This window comes from Ignavibacteriota bacterium, assembly GCA_019637995.1.
Classification (GTDB): domain Bacteria; phylum Bacteroidota; class Ignavibacteria; order Kapaibacteriales; family UBA2268; genus JANJTB01.
Window position 1 is genome coordinate 254,299 of the sequence record JAHBUQ010000004.1, and the last position, 18,013, is coordinate 272,311.

Genomic DNA, 18,013 nt, shown 5'->3' on the forward strand with positions numbered 1-18,013 from the left:
AATGGAAACTTTCAGAGATTACAGAATTGAAATTAATCATGGCACAGGTGAGCAAAAAGTACACTGCCCTCAATGTCCAATTAAGAAGCCATATAAAAGCCCGGGAAGTGCCAGAGATAAAGATTTAGCTGTAAATGTGGACAAAGGTACTTGGTTTTGTCACCGTTGTGGTTGGTCAGGCGGACTGAAAAGAGAAAATGAGCAGAAAGTGGTTTTCAAGCCGGTTGTCAAAAAAAGTGTTTTAGCAAAGCCGGATAAATTCCAAAAGTTGTATGAGTTCTTCGATAAAAGAAAAATCGGTAAAGCAGTTATTGACAGAAATCATATCACCCTTGAAAATGCTTATGTGCCTGAAAAGAATAAAAACGAGAATTGTATAGCATTCAATTACTTAGTAGATGATGAGATTGTAAACTGTAAGTATCGAACTCATGATAAAAAATTCTTCCAAATTGGTGGTGCAACTAAGGTATTTTTCAAGCTGAATGATATTAAAAACGAGAAAGAGTGTATTATAACTGAGGGAGAGATTGACGCTTTGAGTTTCGAAGTAGCCGGTTATAAAAATGCTGTGTCAGTACCTGACGGTGGTATCAATCCGGAGACTAAGAATATCAATACAAAGCTCGAATATTTGGATAACTGTACTGAGTATTTCAAGGATATGAAAAAAATCTATCTTGCAACGGATAATGACGGACCGGGTATAAGACTTAGAGAAGAACTTGCACGCAGACTTGGTAAATCAAGGTGCTGGATAGTAAGATTTCCGTCAGGTTGTAAAGATGCTAATGAAGTTCTGATGAAATTCGGTTCGACTGACTTAATGAATTGTGTTTTAACAGCAGAACCTTATCCAGTTGAAGGTGTCCATTATGCAAATACAAGACTTGACGAGCTAAAGGATATTTACGAAAATGGTTATCCGAACGGTGTTAAGTCCGGCTGGTATAATTTTGATGACCATTTAAGATTTTTTGATAGTCTATTGTGTGTTGTTACCGGAATACCAAGTCACGGCAAGAGCAATTTTCTTGACCATTTGGTTATTCGTTTAGCGATAAGGAATAACTGGAAATTTGGTTTCTTTTCACCTGAAAATGGAAAAATCGAGATACATTTACAGCGATTAGTAGAAATCATAGTTGGCGGTCCAATGCTACCTACATATAACAATCAGATGTCTATTGAAGATATGGAAAAAGCCCTGGACTGGATAAATAACAACATATTCTTCATTCAACCCAAAGATGAAGATTATACTTTGGATAAGATACTTGATGCAGCGAGTTATTTGGTACTAAAGCAGGGTATAAAAGGACTTGTGATTGACCCATGGAACGCTATAGAGCATGATTATGGCAAAGATACAGAAACAGAATATACCAAGAAGATACTCAATAAACTGACATATTTTGAACGTAATTATGGATTATGTTTATTTCTTGTAGCACATCCGGCAAAAATGAGACGATTGAAAGAATCTAAAAAGTATGAGATACCAACTCTTTATGATATTTCCGGATCTGCTAACTGGTATAATAAAGCTGAAATCGGAATATCAGTTTACCGTGACTTCTCAGAAGACTTTACCTATACGAAAAGTACGAATGTACATATCGAAAAAGTAAAGCACAAATTCATGGGGCATACCGGAGTTGTAAAATTTGACTTTGTACATAAGTCTCAAAGGTTTGCTGAAAAGGGTTCTGAAGATGAAGACAACTATCTTGAATGGATTAGTCAAGGTATAAATTATCAATATGAAGAGCATGCAAATAAAGATGAAGGAGTACCATTCTGATGGAAATAATAACAGCACAGGAATTCAGGCAAAAATATGTAAAGCTGAAAGAACATGATTTGCAGGATACAATCTGTGATATATTAATCGCAAAAAGGTTTCTTGTTATCAGGTTTAATTCAGGTTCATTCTTACTTGAAGACAAGAGCGGTAAAAAGCGTTATTACAGGTCATATTTCATTAAGAATATTCAACCAGTAAGTGAGCAATCATCCGGAATAAGTGATGTAGCATTCATGAGAAATGGGAAAATTTGGTTTGTAGAGGCAAAGCGACCTGGACAAGCAGAAAGGAAATCACAGTTGAAGTTCAGAAAAATTGCTGAGGAATATGGTATGACTGTATTTAAAATCAGTAATTTGGAAGAGCTTTTAGAAGAATTAAAAAGGATATAGTTATTATTCAAGCGAAATCGGATAAGAAGGTAATTCTAAACAAAAAAAGGGTTCAACAATGGATTTAGATGATAAAATACTTGAGCATGTAACAGAAGATGATCTTCCATCAGAGATGAAGTATTTTTCTGCTTTTATCGGTTTGGAGAATGTCAAGAAGCTGATGAAGATTGCCGGTGGAACAAGCCAATCAATTCCACAGCCTACAACCTTCAAATATCTTGCATTACGCAGAATAATAGAGAAAAAGAACCGACGCATTGACAATCTGACAAAGATAAAACTATGCAGGGAGTTCAATATTCATGAAAAGAGTTTTGATAAAATTATGAAGGAGAGATAAATTGACATCATCAGAATTGAAAGAAAGTATAAAATCTGTTACGAATGTTTTGCTAAAATTAGTTAACAATTTAAAGGTTGGTTCGGATATTTCCTTAAACATAGGAGATATTAATTTTGAAGTATATAAGAATTTCAAATATGAAATATATTTGTCAATTGCAATTAATGATAAGGTCATTTTAGGAATTAATTTTTCAAGTATTGTTGAGTATGAAGATGAAATATCACGATTGACAGAAAAAATTTCTAATACTTTAGCCAACCATTATATCAAACACATTACATAAACCCTCGACAGAGCAACGGCGGGGGCTTTTAAACGGCACGGTAGTTCAGTTGGTTAGAACGGAGATGGGTTAAAATCCAGAACGGTCGCAGGTTCGAGTCCTGCCCGTGCCACTTGTTTAAATTATTATATTAGAGAGATATAAGTATGGGAGAAATGGCTGATTATTACGCAGATTTAGCAATGCAACAACAATGGGAATTTGACGAGGAAGTTGCAGATGTTCTTAAAAAAGACGAAGAATTTTTGTTTTCCAACACGGATGATGCAGAAGACAATTTGATCAAAGGTATTAGGGAATATTACATTAAATATAAAAAACTGTCTAAAAAACAAAAATTCTGTTTGGCAAGGTGGATAGTTGAAAACAGAGGCGAGTAATTTTTGTTGCCTATAACGTCCGCTAAACGTAAGCCTGCGTATAACTTTTAATTAAGTGCCGTTATACGCAATTTATTAACCAGCTCCCGAAAGGTTGAGCTAAAAATTTTAGGAGTTGAAAAATGAAAGATAAATTAAGCACAAATGTTCATTCGGAGCAAGTCGCCCCGCCTGACGCAAAGCCATTGTTATCTGCCGTGCCATCCGTCTGTTTGGCTTGGGCTACAAAGAAACGGCACATTGCTGTAAATGGCGAAGTGCTTTGTGAAGCAAGTAGTAAAAGCGGCGGGTATTCAGTAAAGAACGGAAGTTATAACTCAATAGCACTTTCAGGATTGCCAACTTACGAAAAACATTGTGATGACAAGAAAGGTTCGCATGGTGATGGGATAATTGATTTTGAAAGATTGGATAAACAGAAGTGGGAAATAAGCACGAAGTCAATATGTAGTAAATGTTTGAAGATGTATGAGCGGGAGTTGGCAAGGCATGACCGCTAACGTTGAAGCATAACCGTCAGGCGGGGATATTAACAACTAAATTTTAATAGAATGACACAACTCAATTTATTTTCTGAACTATCCAACGAAGCACAGAGCCCCCGCTTGCGGGCATGCAGTGTTGGCGGTAGTGTTTCTTATCGTCAGCGTCTTGGACTGGATAACCCAGCTAAAGGCACAGTTCTAAAATTGAAATATATGGAAGGGATTAACTGGTATCTTCATTGGGTAGAATGTCCAGATGGTGAAGATATAGTTCAGGGGTGGTTTGGCACAGGTTCTAAAGCTCGTAAATATGCAAATGAAAATAGTTGGTTGGTTTCTTCTTAACATTACCTCCAACGTCTGCTAAACGCAATTCGTATAACTTTTAATTCAGTGTGGTTATACGCAGCTTTTATTAACCGCTCCGGTGGGAGCTAATTGGAGATTGAAATGATAAGTAATAAACTTAAAGAAGAGGTAATTTTGTATCGAAGTTGTAAAGATAACACAACAACTGATGAAGGTGCATTTCTGGATTTAGAATGTTTGCAAGATATGCTGACTATTCAAACTATGCACTCTCTATTTAATAACATTTCAAGAACGAAAACAGGCAGGATTCGTAAAGATTCAAGATTAACAGATGTACTTGAAACAAGGCTGAATCAATTAGTAAGCGAATGTAAAGAATTCGAGATTGCAATATGAGAAAAGTAAGTTTGAATGAATTTAAAGACTGTATTGTTGATGAAAATAACAATATTGTTGCAGAAAAGCCACGATGGTTTGATAGACACAAATGGAAACAAGGTGAAATGTTGGTTGAAGCATTTAATAAAAAATTTAATTTAGAAAAGGAGTTGAAAAATGAAAATCGTAGAACAAAAGAAACCACATGTCAAACACATGACCAAGAAGGATAGAGAAAGAATTCAGGAAACTATAAAAAAATTAAAGCAAAATGCTTCCCGAGATTAAATCCAAAATATCCTGTAAGTCTTCTTCAGTCAACGTAATATATGGACGTGCCGGAATAACTGTGTTCATCTTCCGGCTGAAAGAAGCAACCCTAATATTTTTCGGATTAATTGATTTCCCAAATGCTTGAGTAATTTTCCTTGCATGTTCTTTGACATTAACCTGCTTATTGATAGTACCACCGAATTGATGTATAGCAGCATAGGGTGAATTTGCAGTGATACCAATACTTGAACTCCCCCTCGGTTGTGCAGATATAGTTGTTCTTAATCCGGCTGTAGAACGGTGAAGGGTTGGACTTAAAGCATAACCAAACTTTTTATATCCAATTTTAGTAGCGAAAGATAATGGTTTCCATTTCTGACTGCCACCGGATAAAATACTTGTACCGGAGCCGTCCCACCTGCCACCTTCATCAAAGTTTCTATCAATAGCAATTTCGATTTTTGCAGAAATTAAATAAAGAACCGGCGTCAAATCGTCGGTTCTTTCTGCAATCTTTTTTAGAACATTATTGATTTTATTTACTAACTCGTCTTTCATAATAGTATAAAAATTAATTAAGAAAAAAATATAATATTAAATTTAACGACATAAAAATGAGAAATTAATTAAATGCTTCAGGGACGGAAAAGGATGTTGTCAGTAAGGACATTAACATCCGAGTATCAACCAAATTATAGCTTACTCTATAAAGCGGGGTGCCCTTAGCATAGACAGGCTGCATTAATCTGCAGCCTTATTTTTTGAATAAAGAAGTTCACCTATTCTTTTCTCGTTAATATTATTTATGTCTTTTACAATGAATGTCCGCAGATACAATGTCTGGTCTTCATTTATTCTAACAATACACAAAATATCAAATTTACCTTTAAATAATGCGATGAAGTGTTTACGAAAACTATTGTCTTGATACTCGACATCGTAGATTTCAAACGGAGTTGTTAAAGTGGGCAGAATAAAGTTCCCAAATATTTCCCGTGCTTCATTTCTTTTATTGACAATATGTTTTAAATTTCTTTGGCTAATTAATATATCACCAATCTTTGTATTAACGGTAATTTTAGAATTATCACCAAAGCCCAAAGCATTCTTTAAAATATTAACTGCATCAGCAATATCTTTTCCCTTTGGTAATAATTCCGGCAAATCTAATCTATCGTTATCAGGTAAATCTGCAGCAGAAATAAGTCCATAATCTTCCCAAGTTTTTAAATCATTTTTCTTGGGTACACATGAACCTCTTAGAGAGAATTTGTTTTTTGAAAATGATATCCAGTCGCAATCAGGAAGTGAATTGTTATAACCAATAATAACATCATCTTTTTTTCTCACCTGATTGGCAGAATTTAGAATTTGTTCCAATTTGGATTTCAACTCACTTACATATTTAGAAGTATCCGGCTTCCATGCTTTCAAAGGAGAGAGTTTATATTCATCACTATTTGCCAGCTCGTCAAGAATATCTTCGCCGTTTTCAACCCCTGCACCATCTTTAACCGGAGTAACTGTACAGCCACAACCGAAATCAGAAGGTGGATAGATTATATCCCATATCGGGTCATCGTGTCGAAATTTTCTGTTATTCCATTTTGAATGGTCATGCCGTTTATTCTTCCTTTCAATTTGTTTGTAAACCCAGAAAGGATAAATTGCTGAAACTGACTTTTGTTTCCTATATTTTCCTTTTGCCTGTGCCATTCTCATATTAGTATCATAGATTACTTTCAATCTATGCGGAGTGGCTCCTGCCCAACCCTTTTCTTCAAGTTCGGGAAGGAGATTATCCTGAAACTGTTTTAAAGTCCATCCTTCAGCTTTTGCTTTCAAAACACTATCAAAAATAGTTTGCAGTATGTCTGCTGTCATTACCTTAGCAACTGTAAATGCTTTGTCATGAGCTTCGGAGTCCATATCTTCCCACTCATTAGTTAGTTTGAGATTTTTACCTCTTTCTTTAAGCCAGTCTAATAATTCTGAACTTGGGATTTTAAAACCGTCATAAAGATTTTTAGGTACGAAATCATCGAACATAAGACCGGGAAGTTTACCATATTTTTTAAAATAAGCAACTTTTATTTCCATTTTTGCATGCCCCCTGTTTCAGCAATCATTATTGATTTAGCAATTAAATCTTCAATCTCATGTGTATCAATCTCAGGTATAGAATTTATAATATACTCTTCAATTTCATTGAAAGAATTTTGTGAATGAATCATATTAACAATATTCTCAATGACTTTTCTTGTCGAATCATTAAGCATTTCCAAGCCACTTGCTTTGTTAGTTCCTGATGTAGCAAAATGTGGCTCCTGATTTAACTTTATTTCAAAATCTTCATCTGTCCAATAGAAATTCTTTTTATAAAATTCTTTAGTAAACTGTACATAAGGAGATAATTTAGCAACTACATCAGCAAGCTCTGCGTCCACGTCTTGCTCTTCGTAGAGAACAAATTCCGGATATTCATCTCTTACGCCGAAATTTACTTCAATAACCCATTGAATAAGTTTATTGAACCATAATTCAACTAATTGCTTATCTGCATCAATAATATCTTGTCTTACTTCCTGGTGAGTTTTGGAAGCTGCATAAGTACCTTTGTTTGTAACATCAGAAGTAAGAGTTGATGATAAAATAGCTTTAGAAATTTCTGAATTAAAAAATTCAATCAACGATTTATAAATATCCACACTTGCAGTAGTAGCCGAGTTAATAATCTCAACATTAGTCAATGCGTCATTTTCATATACGATGACACCATCCTGTCTTAATTCATCGAGCTTCTCAGACATTTCATTTGCTTTATCTTCAGGTGAGCCGATAGCAACCGTACCTTTCAGGAAAGGCATTCCGTATTTTTCTGTAAAAGTAGCCCAGAAACCGATAATATCTTTTTTGTAAATAACATACCAATAGCAGTTAGAAAGCAAAGCCGTACCGTAAGGATTATTATATTCAGCATTATGTTGAATAACAAAGAATTTTTTAGGCATAAGTGCTTCTTTTTCTCCGGATGAATTTACAAAGTATGGTATATTATTAGGGTCAAAAACAAACCATTCCTGTGGTCTTCCAATTATATTCGCCGGAATAATTTTTCCATGATCATATTTCCAGATAATTTCGAGAATTTTGTAACCAAACAAAGGAGCTTCGAGCATTTCTGAGATTATTTTTTTCAGATTTAGTTTACTGAAAACTTTACTGATAAATTCTACTTCGATATCCGGAGAATCATTTTGTTTGATGTCCCATTCAAGTTTAAGTACACCGGATTTTCTGGACTGCACGCATGAATTCAGATGAGCATCATAGAAAAGATTTCTATATGCCTCGATACGTCCACCGATTTTGCGGAGAACATTGTCAGGATTTGGAATAGGTTCTTTCAACATATTAGCAAATTTTAAATAATTATTGAAAGAAGCCTGAACTTTATTAAGAGAAGTATTAATCATTATATCACCTTAGTTAAAGAATTTAGAAGATTTTTTATTACGTTTTTCATGTCTTGGTCTTACTGTATCAATTTTGTGTTCCAAGAGTAAATTAGTTAGAAATTCAAGAGAAATAGTTGTAGTATCAACAATATCATCATGTTTAGCATTAGGGAATTGAGAATGTTGGTTAATGAATTCTGGTAGCCAGCTTGCATACTTAGGTATAAAAACTTTGCCACTTTCCAATAAAGAGGTTACGGCATGTGCACGTATGGTTTTATTAACAGGTTTGATTTCCTTAATAGGTAATCTTGTATATTTTCTTAATGTCGGAATAAGGTCTTGTCCTGAAGAAGCATCTTCAATTAGAATAATTCTTGGTTTGTAGATATTATACTGAGCAACAGCCATTTTTTCCAAGTCAGGGAAACTTAGCCTTGCTTGGTAGATATTAAGCAGATAAGCACGTTTATTGGCAACCCCCCACGTTGCACAAACAGAAAAGTCATTGGTTTGTTTTTCTTTATGAGCAGTATCCCAAGTCTGAATAATGAACTCAAAACCACTTACATCAGATTCTTCATAGAACTGCCACCATTGGGTTTTAAATATTTGGTATTCAGAAGCAATAGGTTCTTGCTGATATAGTGCTGAGAACCAAAAGGGACCAAGAACATTTTTAATATCGTTTAGTTTATCAATATTATATTTTTCAGGCCACAGAGCTTCTCCGGGTAATCTACCAATAGGGTCATTTTCTCCGGCAATAGCGGGGAGAGATAAAACATCCCAATCGCCAAACTCATCAGAATTAAGAACTCTACCAACTAAGTCGTCATAATGCCACCTTGTCATCATAATAACGACAGCACCTTTTGGAGATAATCTTGTATATGCAGTAGCTCTGAACCAATCCCATACTTTGTTACGATAAGTAAGAGATAGGGCTTCGGATTCATTTTTAACAGGGTCATCAATCAGAAGCAGGTCAGCCCCAGAACCAGTTAAGGGACCACCAACGCCTGTAGATTTCATACCACCAATATGTTTATTAACATACCAGCGGTAAGCAGAACCGGAACGTTTTTTTATATTCTTGTTAAAATAATCCGGTCCAATTTCTGCATAAAGTTCTTTTGCTTTATTACCCCATTCACCGGCATAGTCAGCTTGGTATGAAGTTAAGACAAACCAATCATCCGGACGGTGACCGAGCCAGAATACTGGGAAATATTTAGATACAAGTTCGCTCTTACCGTGCCTTGGTGGCATAGTAATAATCAGTCTGTTAATTCGACCTGCGAATATATCTAATAGCTTGGCATTAATTCTATTAACATGTTTAGGAGTTAAGTAGCTTCCTTTTGTCAATACGTGAGCCATGCTTGCCGGACTTGCTGTCTTTAACATTTCCCAATTCGTCAAGTAGTTCTGTAATTTTTTTAACTGTTTCCTCATTCGCTGCAATCGCTTCGCCGTAGGTTACAAAATCATTGTCATTAAATTCTAAATCCATTTCACTTTGAGTTATTTCGGTTGGAGCACCAATAGCAAGTCTTTCTACTTTGACTAATAATTCAAGAGTTCGAGCAGATTTCATAACAAGTTCTAATAAATCTTTTGTGTGCATTTTATCCAATTCTTCAATAGCAACAGATTTAATATCTTTTTTAGAATCCGAGTCTTTTAATTTGAGAGCAAGAGCTTGAGTAGGCACTCTCATAAGTTGTCTAAGCTGTTTAGCTTGCTGAAGATGTTCTTCGCAAACAGATTTATAATTCTCATAAGAAGCGGCGAGTTGAAGTCTTGACTGGTCTTTCTCCCATGCTTTAACTCTATCTCGCCACTTAAATTTAGAACTCCATTCGTAGATATAAGTAAAGGATTTAGCACCGAGAGACAAAGCAACTTTTTTAACAGTTCGTTTATACCCCATATCAAGATACAACTTAAAAGCTTTAAATGCTTTATTGGATTCATCCTGTTGCTGTTCCCAAGGTTCTAATTTCATTTTAGACGCCTAATTCTTTTTTACATAATTCGAGTAGTTTTACAGCTGGTTCTCGTCCGAGAACCTGTTCAATTACAGTAGCTTCTTCATTTGCAAATATTAAGCTAACTCTGTACAATTTGGTTTGCTGACGGGCAAATTCTCTTTCTTCCTCTGTTTTAGCTTTTTCAATCAGAGTTTGTCTTTCATGAATTGACTGAACGGCTTTGGCAGATGAAGCAGTAATCATTTCACCACCGTGAGTAGTACCGTCAAAAGAGCGAACTATAGTTGAAGGAGAATTTGAATCAGTATCATCTAATTCTTCAGGAATCCATGATTGAGAATATTCTTCTCCTTGAAGGGCTTCCGGAGCTGAAATGTCTTCAAGCATACGATTGATTTCAACATCTGAAAGCATAAGAGAATCCTGAGCCCAATCAATAGCACCAAGTTCCTGCAAATCTTTAAGAACCTGAGCTTCGAGTTCTATATCGTGAGTACCTTTTGCTTTATTATGTCTTAGAGTAGAAATTTTCATTTGTTCAATTGACATATCAACAAAGACAACAGGGATCATCCAATCCTTTTTGATAATATCAAATCTTTTATCGCGTGCTTTACGAACATCGTCTGAATTAAATGAAGTATTACCTTCACTGTCTTTCTTGATTAAACCATTTTCTTCGAGATGGTTTACAACTATAAAAGCGGTCCACCTATGTTCACCATCAACGAATTCACGTGTACTTTTCTGACATACAATTGGTTGTGTAAAGCCGTCCTCGATTATTGAACGTACAAGAAGTTCGAACTCGAAATCACCTTGGCGATTAGGGTTATAAGTATTAGGCTTTATAGAATTAACCGGAACATACTCAACGGTTAATTTTTGTAGCCGATTAATTTTTTTATCAATCAGCTTTTTCCCTTTCTGGGCAATAGAAGTATTTTTCATAATAAATCCTTATAATTTATGAATAGATAAATTGAGTTGACTGAAATAGTCAATTAAACAAGCAATTCTTCTTTTGTTTAATTCAGTACCATAAAAAGATATTCCGAGTGATTGAGCAGTTCTTCCAGTCAATCCTCTCCCGGTGCACAAGTCAAGCACATTTTTAATATTTAATTCTGATTTAATTGCAAGAATAGGTGTATCATCATCATCAAGTCCTGAGAAGTCATTATTAACTGCCGGACTATTTGAAAATGTATATCTAAGCAGGTAACAAGGATACTTTTGATAGTATGTAATCTTCCATTCATTAGTAACTTTTCCACCTGCCCTTTCAATTTCGTTGATAACGAAATCTTTATTCTGTTTACCCATTTCCATATAGTTAACCTTTGGAGAATAAACTTTGATTAAGCTTATCAGTTTTATAATAAATGCATTGAATTGCTTACGTTCTTCAAGACCTGCTTTGGTATAAAAGGAATTGATATTACCTGTATTCCAAGGTGGGTCAATATAAGACATATCGAATTGTTTTATACCGAAGAAATCGAGATTTGACAAATTGGTTAAATCTCTTACAGAAAGAAGGTGATTTCCTGCTTTCCAAACTTCATTTTCATTGATAGGAAATTTTTCCCATGAATCACCATAAGTCCACTTTTTGTTTACCATGTGGGTTTTCCTCCCCAGGTGCCAGCACCTTCACGGAAAAATTCAGGTTCGACATAAGGAATCATATCGCTACCAACTTTCATACAGAAAGGTTCACCCATATACATAATTTTAGCAAGAGCTTTCCATGAACCAGTCATTTTACATTTAGGACATTTAGCAACTTCGGGGAATTCTTCTGTAGAATGTTTGGAATGCAGAGTTAATATTTTATCTGCAATTTTTTTAGCCCTTTGTGCAATCCATTCCGGAGCTTCATCAATACATGTACGTTGATAACATTCTTTCCAAGATTCGCCTAATTTTCTGATAGGTTCGATTGAGCGTCTTCCGAAATTTGCAGCAGTTCTTACACCTGGTAATCTTTGGCATACTTTATCAAACCATTGAGGCCATGCTCTTGCAGCTAAACCAAGACTATTGACACCTGCAGCAGCTAAAGTTGGTGGAGCTATCCTAAGATGTAATCTGCTCACACCTAATCGGTGCATAGTATCATAAGCAGAATTATAATCCCATTTGTTATCATAGATAGCTTTCCAAACATCTCTATCAGTCCAATCATATATTGGTCTTGCATAATAAGCTCCCCAATCAGTCTTACGTTTTGTGACGAAACTTTTACTTGACATTAATCCCATTTTCCTGAGCATAGATTCATCAGTTCTAAGACCAAGAATTGTAATTAACTTTTTACCTTCTGCAGGTGGAAATCTTTCTTCACTTACAATTCCCTGAATATTTTGTTCAGGAATTTTTATTGCAAATTCGGGTGGAGTACGAACCCATTTATCCGGTGGAAGTAATGGGTCAAAAACCCAAAAGTAAGGAGACTTTCTGTTAAAGATATTAACAATAGGTTGATTGGCATAGAACCAATAAAATTTTACTTCCGGTCTTTGTGCAACACGTTCTGCATATTCGAATGTACCCGGAAACATAATTTCTTCATCACGCATAACAACTTCAACCGGAAGATTATTTGTCATTTGTGCAGCGAGTATTGCAAGCTCAAGACAGATACCTGAATCTTTACCTGCAGAAAATGATACTATTACCCGATGACCAGAACTGTACAATTCTATTAGTCTATCAAGTCCAGCATCAAAGACATTACTTATTTGATAGTGCTTAGGCATATTTTTTACCTGTGATAATTAAAAAGAATAATTGATTTTTTAGAAATTTACTGAGTATTCTGCTTTCAATGTTGAAGAGTTGCTTTAGTAATGAATTGGGTATTATGTTTTGCAGATATTCTGACAAGTAGGTCATTCCACGAACTTCTATATCAACAAGATTACTTGGTATGAATAACCGTAGTAATTCATCTGAACTATAAAAGTGTGCATCTGTATTCATATTAAGCTTGTTAAGTATGTAAGTCTTTCTTTTAGGATAATTCTTTCCATAAGCCATTATAAGAAACTTCCCCCCTGGCTTAAGTACATGTTTAATTCCTTTGATTGTGTTTTCAACTTCATTCGTATAACTGAAGCTACCAAAAAGTGAAATAACATTATCAAATTGATTCTCTTCAAAACTAAACAGATCAGCCATATCTTGTTTTAGAAATTTACTGTTTGATGAATTATTCTTAGATTTTGTAATCATATTTTCAGATATGTCTATTCCTGTATAATCATCAAAACATATTTTTTCCAGAATTTTTGCAGTACCACATCCTAAATCAAGTGTTTTACCAAGATTTATACTGTGTGTAAGTATCATTTCTTTTATATATTCATCTTCTAACTTATGTACAGGATAATAGTACATAGAATCATATATCTCTGCAATGCTGTCGTAAGGGTTTGTTACCATTAAAGTTACCTCATTCACTTAAAGTTGATAAAAAGTATATAAAACACAAAATACAGTAATCAAACAGTATAATGATTCAAAATTACAGTATATTCAGTAATTGTGTTATGGAAAGATGCTCAGAATAAGATTAGGTAATGAGATTCCGGAACTTTACTCAGAATAAGATTAGGTAATGAGATTCCTTTTCCTATTCAGATTTAAGCTTGTAATTTTGAGTAAAATTATTTGGAGAATTTATGAAAATTACAATTGAAGCATTTAAGACCGGAACACATACCGACGCAAACGGAAACACTAAAGAGTGGACTTCTGAGGAAATTCTACTTATAGCAAGTAAGTATAACGAAGCGATTAATGAAGACCCGGGGCGTGAAGCTCCTGTTGTTAAGGGACACCCTGAAACTGATGACCCTGCTTTCGGATGGGTAAAGTCATTATTTGTAGAAGATGAGGTATTGAAAGCAGAAATTGAACTTATACCGGAATTTGCCGAAGAAGTGAAGAATGAGCTTTACAAGAAAGTAAGCATAGCACTTTATAATGATTTGATGCTTAGACATATTGGTTTTCTTGGTGCTGTACAACCTGCCGTTAAGAATTTAGAACCTGTAAAGTTTTCAGCAAAAGCCGATATGACTATTGATATAGCTTTTGAAGAGGGTGATGTAACAAAACCAGTCGAATCAGAGCTTAAGTTCTCAATAGAACTAAAAGACAATCTTAAAAGGGAGAAACCGGAACTTTATAAAGAGCATAGTGATAAGGAATTTGGAGACCCTGTACATTTCAGATTTCCTTTTAAGACTTTATCGGAATTGAAAGCATCACTTGCAATATTCAGCCGGAATAATGTACAATCTCAATACAGTGATTCTGAAAAGCAGTTCATAGCATCACGTCTATTAACTGCGGCGATGAATACCGGTATTAACCTTGACCCATCGAAATGGAATTTCGCAGATGTGAACATACCTGTTGAAAATCTCACCAAAAAGCAATTAGAAGATTTTATAAATCAGAATTTATCACATAAATCAAATATTTTACCACAAACAAAGGAATTCGCCATGACTGAATGGTTGGAAAAGTTTGTAGCTCATTTAATTGGTTGGGTTACAGAAGCATCATCGGAAGAATTAGCAGTACAGTTTCAGACTGAGATTGATACTTATAAGGCTAACAATCCACTACCGGCAGAGAGTACACCACCTGCCGAAGAACCTGCAGACCCTAAAATGCAGGCGTATGCCGAAAGAGTAAATGCTCTTGAGAAAGAAAACAGGATTATGAAGTTCAATCAGAAAGCTGATTCACTTATTCAATCCGGAAAACTTGTGCCAGCACAGAAGGAACTAGTAATTCAATTAAATGAATTGTTATTCAATGCAAATCAAAAGATTGAATTTTCGGAAGGAGCAAAAAAGCAGACTGTAAATGGTCTTGAAGCTTTTGACAAATTAATTGAAAGTTTCCCAATTCAGATTGAATATTCAGAGCAATCTAATCAGGGAAATGCACCAGTTAAGGTTAACTTTTTAACACCGGAGAAAGCGGTAGTTGATGAGAGTAATCTTGAGTTACACAACAAAGTTCTTACCTATATGGAAGAGCAGACTAAAGCAGGGAACAACATTACTTATGTAAAAGCACTTGATATAATTTCAAAACTATAAGGGAGAATCAAAGCAATGTCTAAATTACAAATACTACGCACAGTAGACCCTATTTTAACTTCTGTAGCAAGAGGTTACTCGAATGAGAACTATATTGGGACAAATCTTTTCCCTATAGTAAATGTAGAAAAAGAGGGTGGTAAGATTCCACTTTGGGGTAAAGAATCATTTAAATTGTGGAATACAGCCAGAGCAATCAGAGCCAATTCAAATGAAATGGATGGTGCATGGCTTGACTTGACGCCTTATGCTATGACCGAACATGATATTCAGGCAAGACTTGACTATCGTGAAATCGAAGAAGCTATGCTTCAGGTAGAAAGTCGTAATTCTCAAATGGTGATGGACCAGATACTTCTTGGTTACGAAAAAGAGCAGGCAGATTTAGCACTTAATCCGGATACATATCCAGATGATAATAAAGTAATTCTATCAGATGATTATTTTAATGAAGCAGAAGTTAATTTCATTGAAGTTATTCATGAGTATAAAGCAAAACTTGCCAGTATTATAGCCAAGGATGCCAATACTCTTGTAATCGGTAAGCAGGTTTGGAATCAGTTAAAATTCCACCCTAAATTAAAGGGTTACCTTACAGCTATTACCGAACAAAATGTAATTGCTTCAATTGCCAAACTTAAGGAAGTCCTTGAAGTTGATAATATTCTTATCGGTGGAGCAAGATATTCAGAAGATGGTGATACATTTGATTTCATCTGGGGTAATGCTATGGTTCTTGCTTATGTCACACCACCGAGCGGTCTTGAAAGAAATATCTATGAGCCTTGCTTTGGATATACATTGAAGAAAAAAGGATATCCTTACGCAGACAAGTATGAAGAATCAAATGGAAAAATCAGAATCGTAAGAGCAACTGATATGTATGACATTAAAGTTGTTGGTTCTGAATCCGGCTTTTTGATTAAGAATCCAATTGACCCTGCTTTGTATGGTTACCCATCGGGAGATTAATAAATGAAATTCAGAACAAAGCAACCAATAGTAAACGGTGGTAAGATTTATAAGAAAGATTCTATTATAGACTTAACACCAAAGCAAGCGAGGTATCTTAGCGATTATATAGTCGCAATACCGGAAAATGTAAAAGTAACAATTACAGGAGAAAAAGAAGAAACGAGAAGAGGCAGTAATTCAAAAACAAATAAAGGAGACGGTAAATAATGGAAAAGACATTTCAAATAATCAATACTGCCTCTGTACAAGCAGGCAGTGAAATGTTATCACTACGCAGGTTTGTCAAGATGTCTTCAGGCAAGCTTGCATATTGTGGAGCAAACCAGAAAGCAATTGGTGTAATAGGAACAGAAGCAGCTCAAGGAGAGATGGCACCGGTAATAACTCACGGTATAGCGATTCTTGAAGTAGGTTCTGGCGGTGTTACTGAGAATGGTTATGTAACATCTGACGCTAACGGTAAAGCTGTTGCAGTTGCAGATGTTGCAGTTACCATACCGGAAGGAGCTACACCAGTAACGTCAACCGGGGCACAACCTACTTTGGTTGTAGCGGGTGGAACATTGCCGGTTAAGATTAACGGTCTTGCACTTGAAACAGTATCTGAAGGTGGAACTGTAAGGGTAATTTTACAGTAATGTATATCCAGCCGGAAAATATTGTCAGTAATTTTGAAATGACAAGGCTTATTGAGCTTGTTAATGAGGGGGGCGGGAGTAATGTTCCTGACGAAGAAAGACTTCAACGGATATGTGATTATGTTAATAATCTGATTGATGATTCTTTGAGAGGAAAATACTCTCTGCCACTTAACCCCGTACCGGTAACTCTTAAAGAAATAGCATTTCAGATTGCTAAATATAAGTTATATGAATTAAGAAATGCAGTCAATGATAATATTTTTAAAAGCTACGAAATGAATATGAAACTGCTAAAAGAATATTCAGAAGGCAGGGGCAGGATATTAAATTCCGGTGATGACAGATCCAATAATCCTTTTTATATTAAGATAAACCGAAGAGAAAGAAAAATTGCTAAATGAAAAAACCATAAAGACAAAAATCATCGAGAAACTGAAAGAATTGGATAAATTTGCAGTAAGAGATTTTCCTATTGTAATAAGTGATTACAAACCGACACATCCACGCGGAGAATTGCTTATTAAGTCATTAGGGAAAAAGCCGTCAAAATATATTGACCGTAGCAAGCGAATGAATCCTCTCTTTTTTGGGGATTTTGTCATAATGGAATATCAGTTCAGAATTGAGCTTATATCTTCAAAAATCTTAAGTCAAGATGATATTTTTGATTTGACAGAAGAAGTTACTGAAAAGATGAAGTCATTGCATATTGAGCAATCCGCAGGGAGTTTTTATTTATCCGAAACAGGAGAAATCTTTTATGATGATGAAAAGCATTTTCAGCACAGGACAATGCTATTTTTTATTCCGGTTATAGAGATGCTTGAGGTGTATGATGAATGAAAATTTGCTATATTGGTTAGTAACAACCCTTTTTGCTCTTGTAGCTTCAATTGCCGGTACACTATCGGTTTTTATGCTTAAAGACATCAAAAAGGAGAATGAACACAGAAAGACGGAGATAAAAGGATTAGAACTTAAGATTGAAGATATTAAGATAATACTGACAAGACAAAGGATTAAGATATTTTTACTCCGGAAATATTACAAGTCACTCAAAGCAAATTATAATATGTTGCTTGAAAAGTATAACGAATTTAAGTTAAATGAATAGAGGAGAAATACTAATGAATTTTATTCCCGAAGAGGAATTACCG

Annotated in this window: 25 protein-coding genes and 1 tRNA gene; 17 read left to right on the top strand and 9 right to left on the bottom strand. The window is 35.0% G+C overall.

Annotated elements, in window-relative coordinates; all coding sequences use genetic code 11:
• Position 1 precedes the first annotated feature (1 nt).
• The 10 genes from KF896_15470 to KF896_15515 all read left to right on the top strand — a co-directional run bounded on the left by KF896_15470 (position 2) and on the right by KF896_15515 (position 4,619).
• Complete coding sequence (locus KF896_15470) at positions 2-1,804, top strand: toprim domain-containing protein (GenBank protein MBX3045111.1); 1,803 nt, start codon at positions 2-4, stop codon at positions 1,802-1,804.
• Positions 1,804-2,199 carry a hypothetical protein gene (locus KF896_15475; protein ID MBX3045112.1) on the top strand — a complete coding sequence of 132 codons (396 nt, stop codon included), beginning with the start codon at positions 1,804-1,806 and terminating at the stop codon, positions 2,197-2,199. Before KF896_15470 ends, KF896_15475 begins: the two co-directional genes overlap by 1 nt.
• Positions 2,200-2,257: 58 nt before the next feature.
• Positions 2,258-2,542 (top strand): hypothetical protein, encoded by a 285-nt coding sequence (locus KF896_15480; GenBank protein ID MBX3045113.1) that lies wholly within the window; start codon positions 2,258-2,260, stop codon positions 2,540-2,542.
• A 1-nt stretch (position 2,543) separates the two neighbouring features.
• Entirely contained in the window at positions 2,544-2,831 is a 288-nt protein-coding gene (locus KF896_15485) for a hypothetical protein (protein ID MBX3045114.1), read from the top strand.
• 34 nt (positions 2,832-2,865) lie between these two features.
• Positions 2,866-2,943 (top strand) — tRNA-Phe (locus KF896_15490).
• Positions 2,944-2,977: 34 nt separating this feature from the next.
• Entirely contained in the window at positions 2,978-3,211 is a 234-nt protein-coding gene (locus KF896_15495; protein ID MBX3045115.1) for a hypothetical protein, read from the top strand.
• Between the two features lie 122 nt (positions 3,212-3,333).
• Positions 3,334-3,711 (top strand): hypothetical protein, encoded by a 378-nt coding sequence (locus KF896_15500; protein MBX3045116.1) that lies wholly within the window; start codon positions 3,334-3,336, stop codon positions 3,709-3,711.
• A 105-nt stretch (positions 3,712-3,816) separates the two neighbouring features.
• Positions 3,817-4,041, top strand: coding sequence for a hypothetical protein (locus KF896_15505; GenBank protein ID MBX3045117.1), 225 nt, complete (start codon positions 3,817-3,819; stop codon positions 4,039-4,041).
• Positions 4,042-4,146: 105 nt separating this feature from the next.
• Positions 4,147-4,404 (top strand): hypothetical protein, encoded by a 258-nt coding sequence (locus KF896_15510; GenBank protein MBX3045118.1) that lies wholly within the window; start codon positions 4,147-4,149, stop codon positions 4,402-4,404.
• A complete protein-coding gene (locus tag KF896_15515) occupies positions 4,401-4,619 on the top strand; it encodes a hypothetical protein (GenBank protein ID MBX3045119.1) in 219 nt (72 codons plus the stop codon). The genes KF896_15510 and KF896_15515 overlap by 4 nt, the downstream gene beginning before the upstream one ends.
• 28 nt (positions 4,620-4,647) lie before the next feature.
• Here the strand turns inward: KF896_15515 and KF896_15520 are convergent, their stop codons facing one another.
• From KF896_15520 to KF896_15560, 9 genes are all read right to left on the bottom strand, one after another.
• Entirely contained in the window at positions 4,648-5,217 is a 570-nt protein-coding gene (locus KF896_15520; GenBank protein MBX3045120.1) for a phage virion morphogenesis protein, read from the bottom strand.
• 183 nt (positions 5,218-5,400) lie between these two features.
• Positions 5,401-6,759 (bottom strand): hypothetical protein, encoded by a 1,359-nt coding sequence (locus KF896_15525; protein MBX3045121.1) that lies wholly within the window; start codon positions 6,757-6,759, stop codon positions 5,401-5,403.
• Positions 6,750-8,135 (bottom strand): DUF935 family protein, encoded by a 1,386-nt coding sequence (locus KF896_15530; GenBank protein MBX3045122.1) that lies wholly within the window; start codon positions 8,133-8,135, stop codon positions 6,750-6,752. Before KF896_15530 ends, KF896_15525 begins: the two co-directional genes overlap by 10 nt.
• Positions 8,136-8,144: 9 nt before the next feature.
• Entirely contained in the window at positions 8,145-9,527 is a 1,383-nt protein-coding gene (terL, locus tag KF896_15535) for a phage terminase large subunit (GenBank protein ID MBX3045123.1), read from the bottom strand.
• Positions 9,460-10,128, bottom strand: coding sequence for a hypothetical protein (locus KF896_15540; protein ID MBX3045124.1), 669 nt, complete (start codon positions 10,126-10,128; stop codon positions 9,460-9,462). Before KF896_15540 ends, terL begins: the two co-directional genes overlap by 68 nt.
• Before the next feature lies 1 nt (position 10,129).
• Entirely contained in the window at positions 10,130-11,065 is a 936-nt protein-coding gene (locus KF896_15545; GenBank protein MBX3045125.1) for a ParB N-terminal domain-containing protein, read from the bottom strand.
• Between the two features lie 9 nt (positions 11,066-11,074).
• Positions 11,075-11,740, bottom strand: coding sequence for a hypothetical protein (locus tag KF896_15550; GenBank protein MBX3045126.1), 666 nt, complete (start codon positions 11,738-11,740; stop codon positions 11,075-11,077).
• Complete coding sequence (locus KF896_15555) at positions 11,734-12,879, bottom strand: hypothetical protein (GenBank protein MBX3045127.1); 1,146 nt, start codon at positions 12,877-12,879, stop codon at positions 11,734-11,736. The genes KF896_15550 and KF896_15555 overlap by 7 nt, the downstream gene beginning before the upstream one ends.
• On the bottom strand, positions 12,872-13,564 hold the full coding sequence (locus tag KF896_15560; GenBank protein MBX3045128.1) for a methyltransferase domain-containing protein: 693 nt from the start codon (positions 13,562-13,564) through the stop codon (positions 12,872-12,874). Before KF896_15560 ends, KF896_15555 begins: the two co-directional genes overlap by 8 nt.
• Positions 13,565-13,803: 239 nt before the next feature.
• On the opposite strand from KF896_15560, the gene KF896_15565 reads away from it, so the two are divergent.
• The 7 genes from KF896_15565 to KF896_15595 are packed head-to-tail and all read left to right on the top strand — an operon-like array spanning position 13,804 to position 17,970.
• Complete coding sequence (locus KF896_15565) at positions 13,804-15,240, top strand: hypothetical protein (protein MBX3045129.1); 1,437 nt, start codon at positions 13,804-13,806, stop codon at positions 15,238-15,240.
• A 15-nt stretch (positions 15,241-15,255) separates the two neighbouring features.
• Positions 15,256-16,212 carry a hypothetical protein gene (locus KF896_15570; GenBank protein ID MBX3045130.1) on the top strand — a complete coding sequence of 319 codons (957 nt, stop codon included), beginning with the start codon at positions 15,256-15,258 and terminating at the stop codon, positions 16,210-16,212.
• 3 nt (positions 16,213-16,215) lie between these two features.
• Complete coding sequence (locus tag KF896_15575; protein MBX3045131.1) at positions 16,216-16,422, top strand: hypothetical protein; 207 nt, start codon at positions 16,216-16,218, stop codon at positions 16,420-16,422.
• Entirely contained in the window at positions 16,422-16,853 is a 432-nt protein-coding gene (locus tag KF896_15580) for a hypothetical protein (protein ID MBX3045132.1), read from the top strand. The genes KF896_15575 and KF896_15580 overlap by 1 nt, the downstream gene beginning before the upstream one ends.
• 38 nt (positions 16,854-16,891) lie before the next feature.
• Positions 16,892-17,257: a DUF1320 family protein gene (locus KF896_15585; protein MBX3045133.1), complete on the top strand. Its 366-nt coding sequence runs from the start codon at positions 16,892-16,894 to the stop codon at positions 17,255-17,257.
• Positions 17,247-17,699 (top strand): hypothetical protein, encoded by a 453-nt coding sequence (locus KF896_15590; protein MBX3045134.1) that lies wholly within the window; start codon positions 17,247-17,249, stop codon positions 17,697-17,699. The genes KF896_15585 and KF896_15590 overlap by 11 nt, the downstream gene beginning before the upstream one ends.
• On the top strand, positions 17,689-17,970 hold the full coding sequence (locus KF896_15595; protein ID MBX3045135.1) for a hypothetical protein: 282 nt from the start codon (positions 17,689-17,691) through the stop codon (positions 17,968-17,970). Before KF896_15590 ends, KF896_15595 begins: the two co-directional genes overlap by 11 nt.
• The last annotated feature ends 43 nt before the right edge of the window (positions 17,971-18,013 follow it).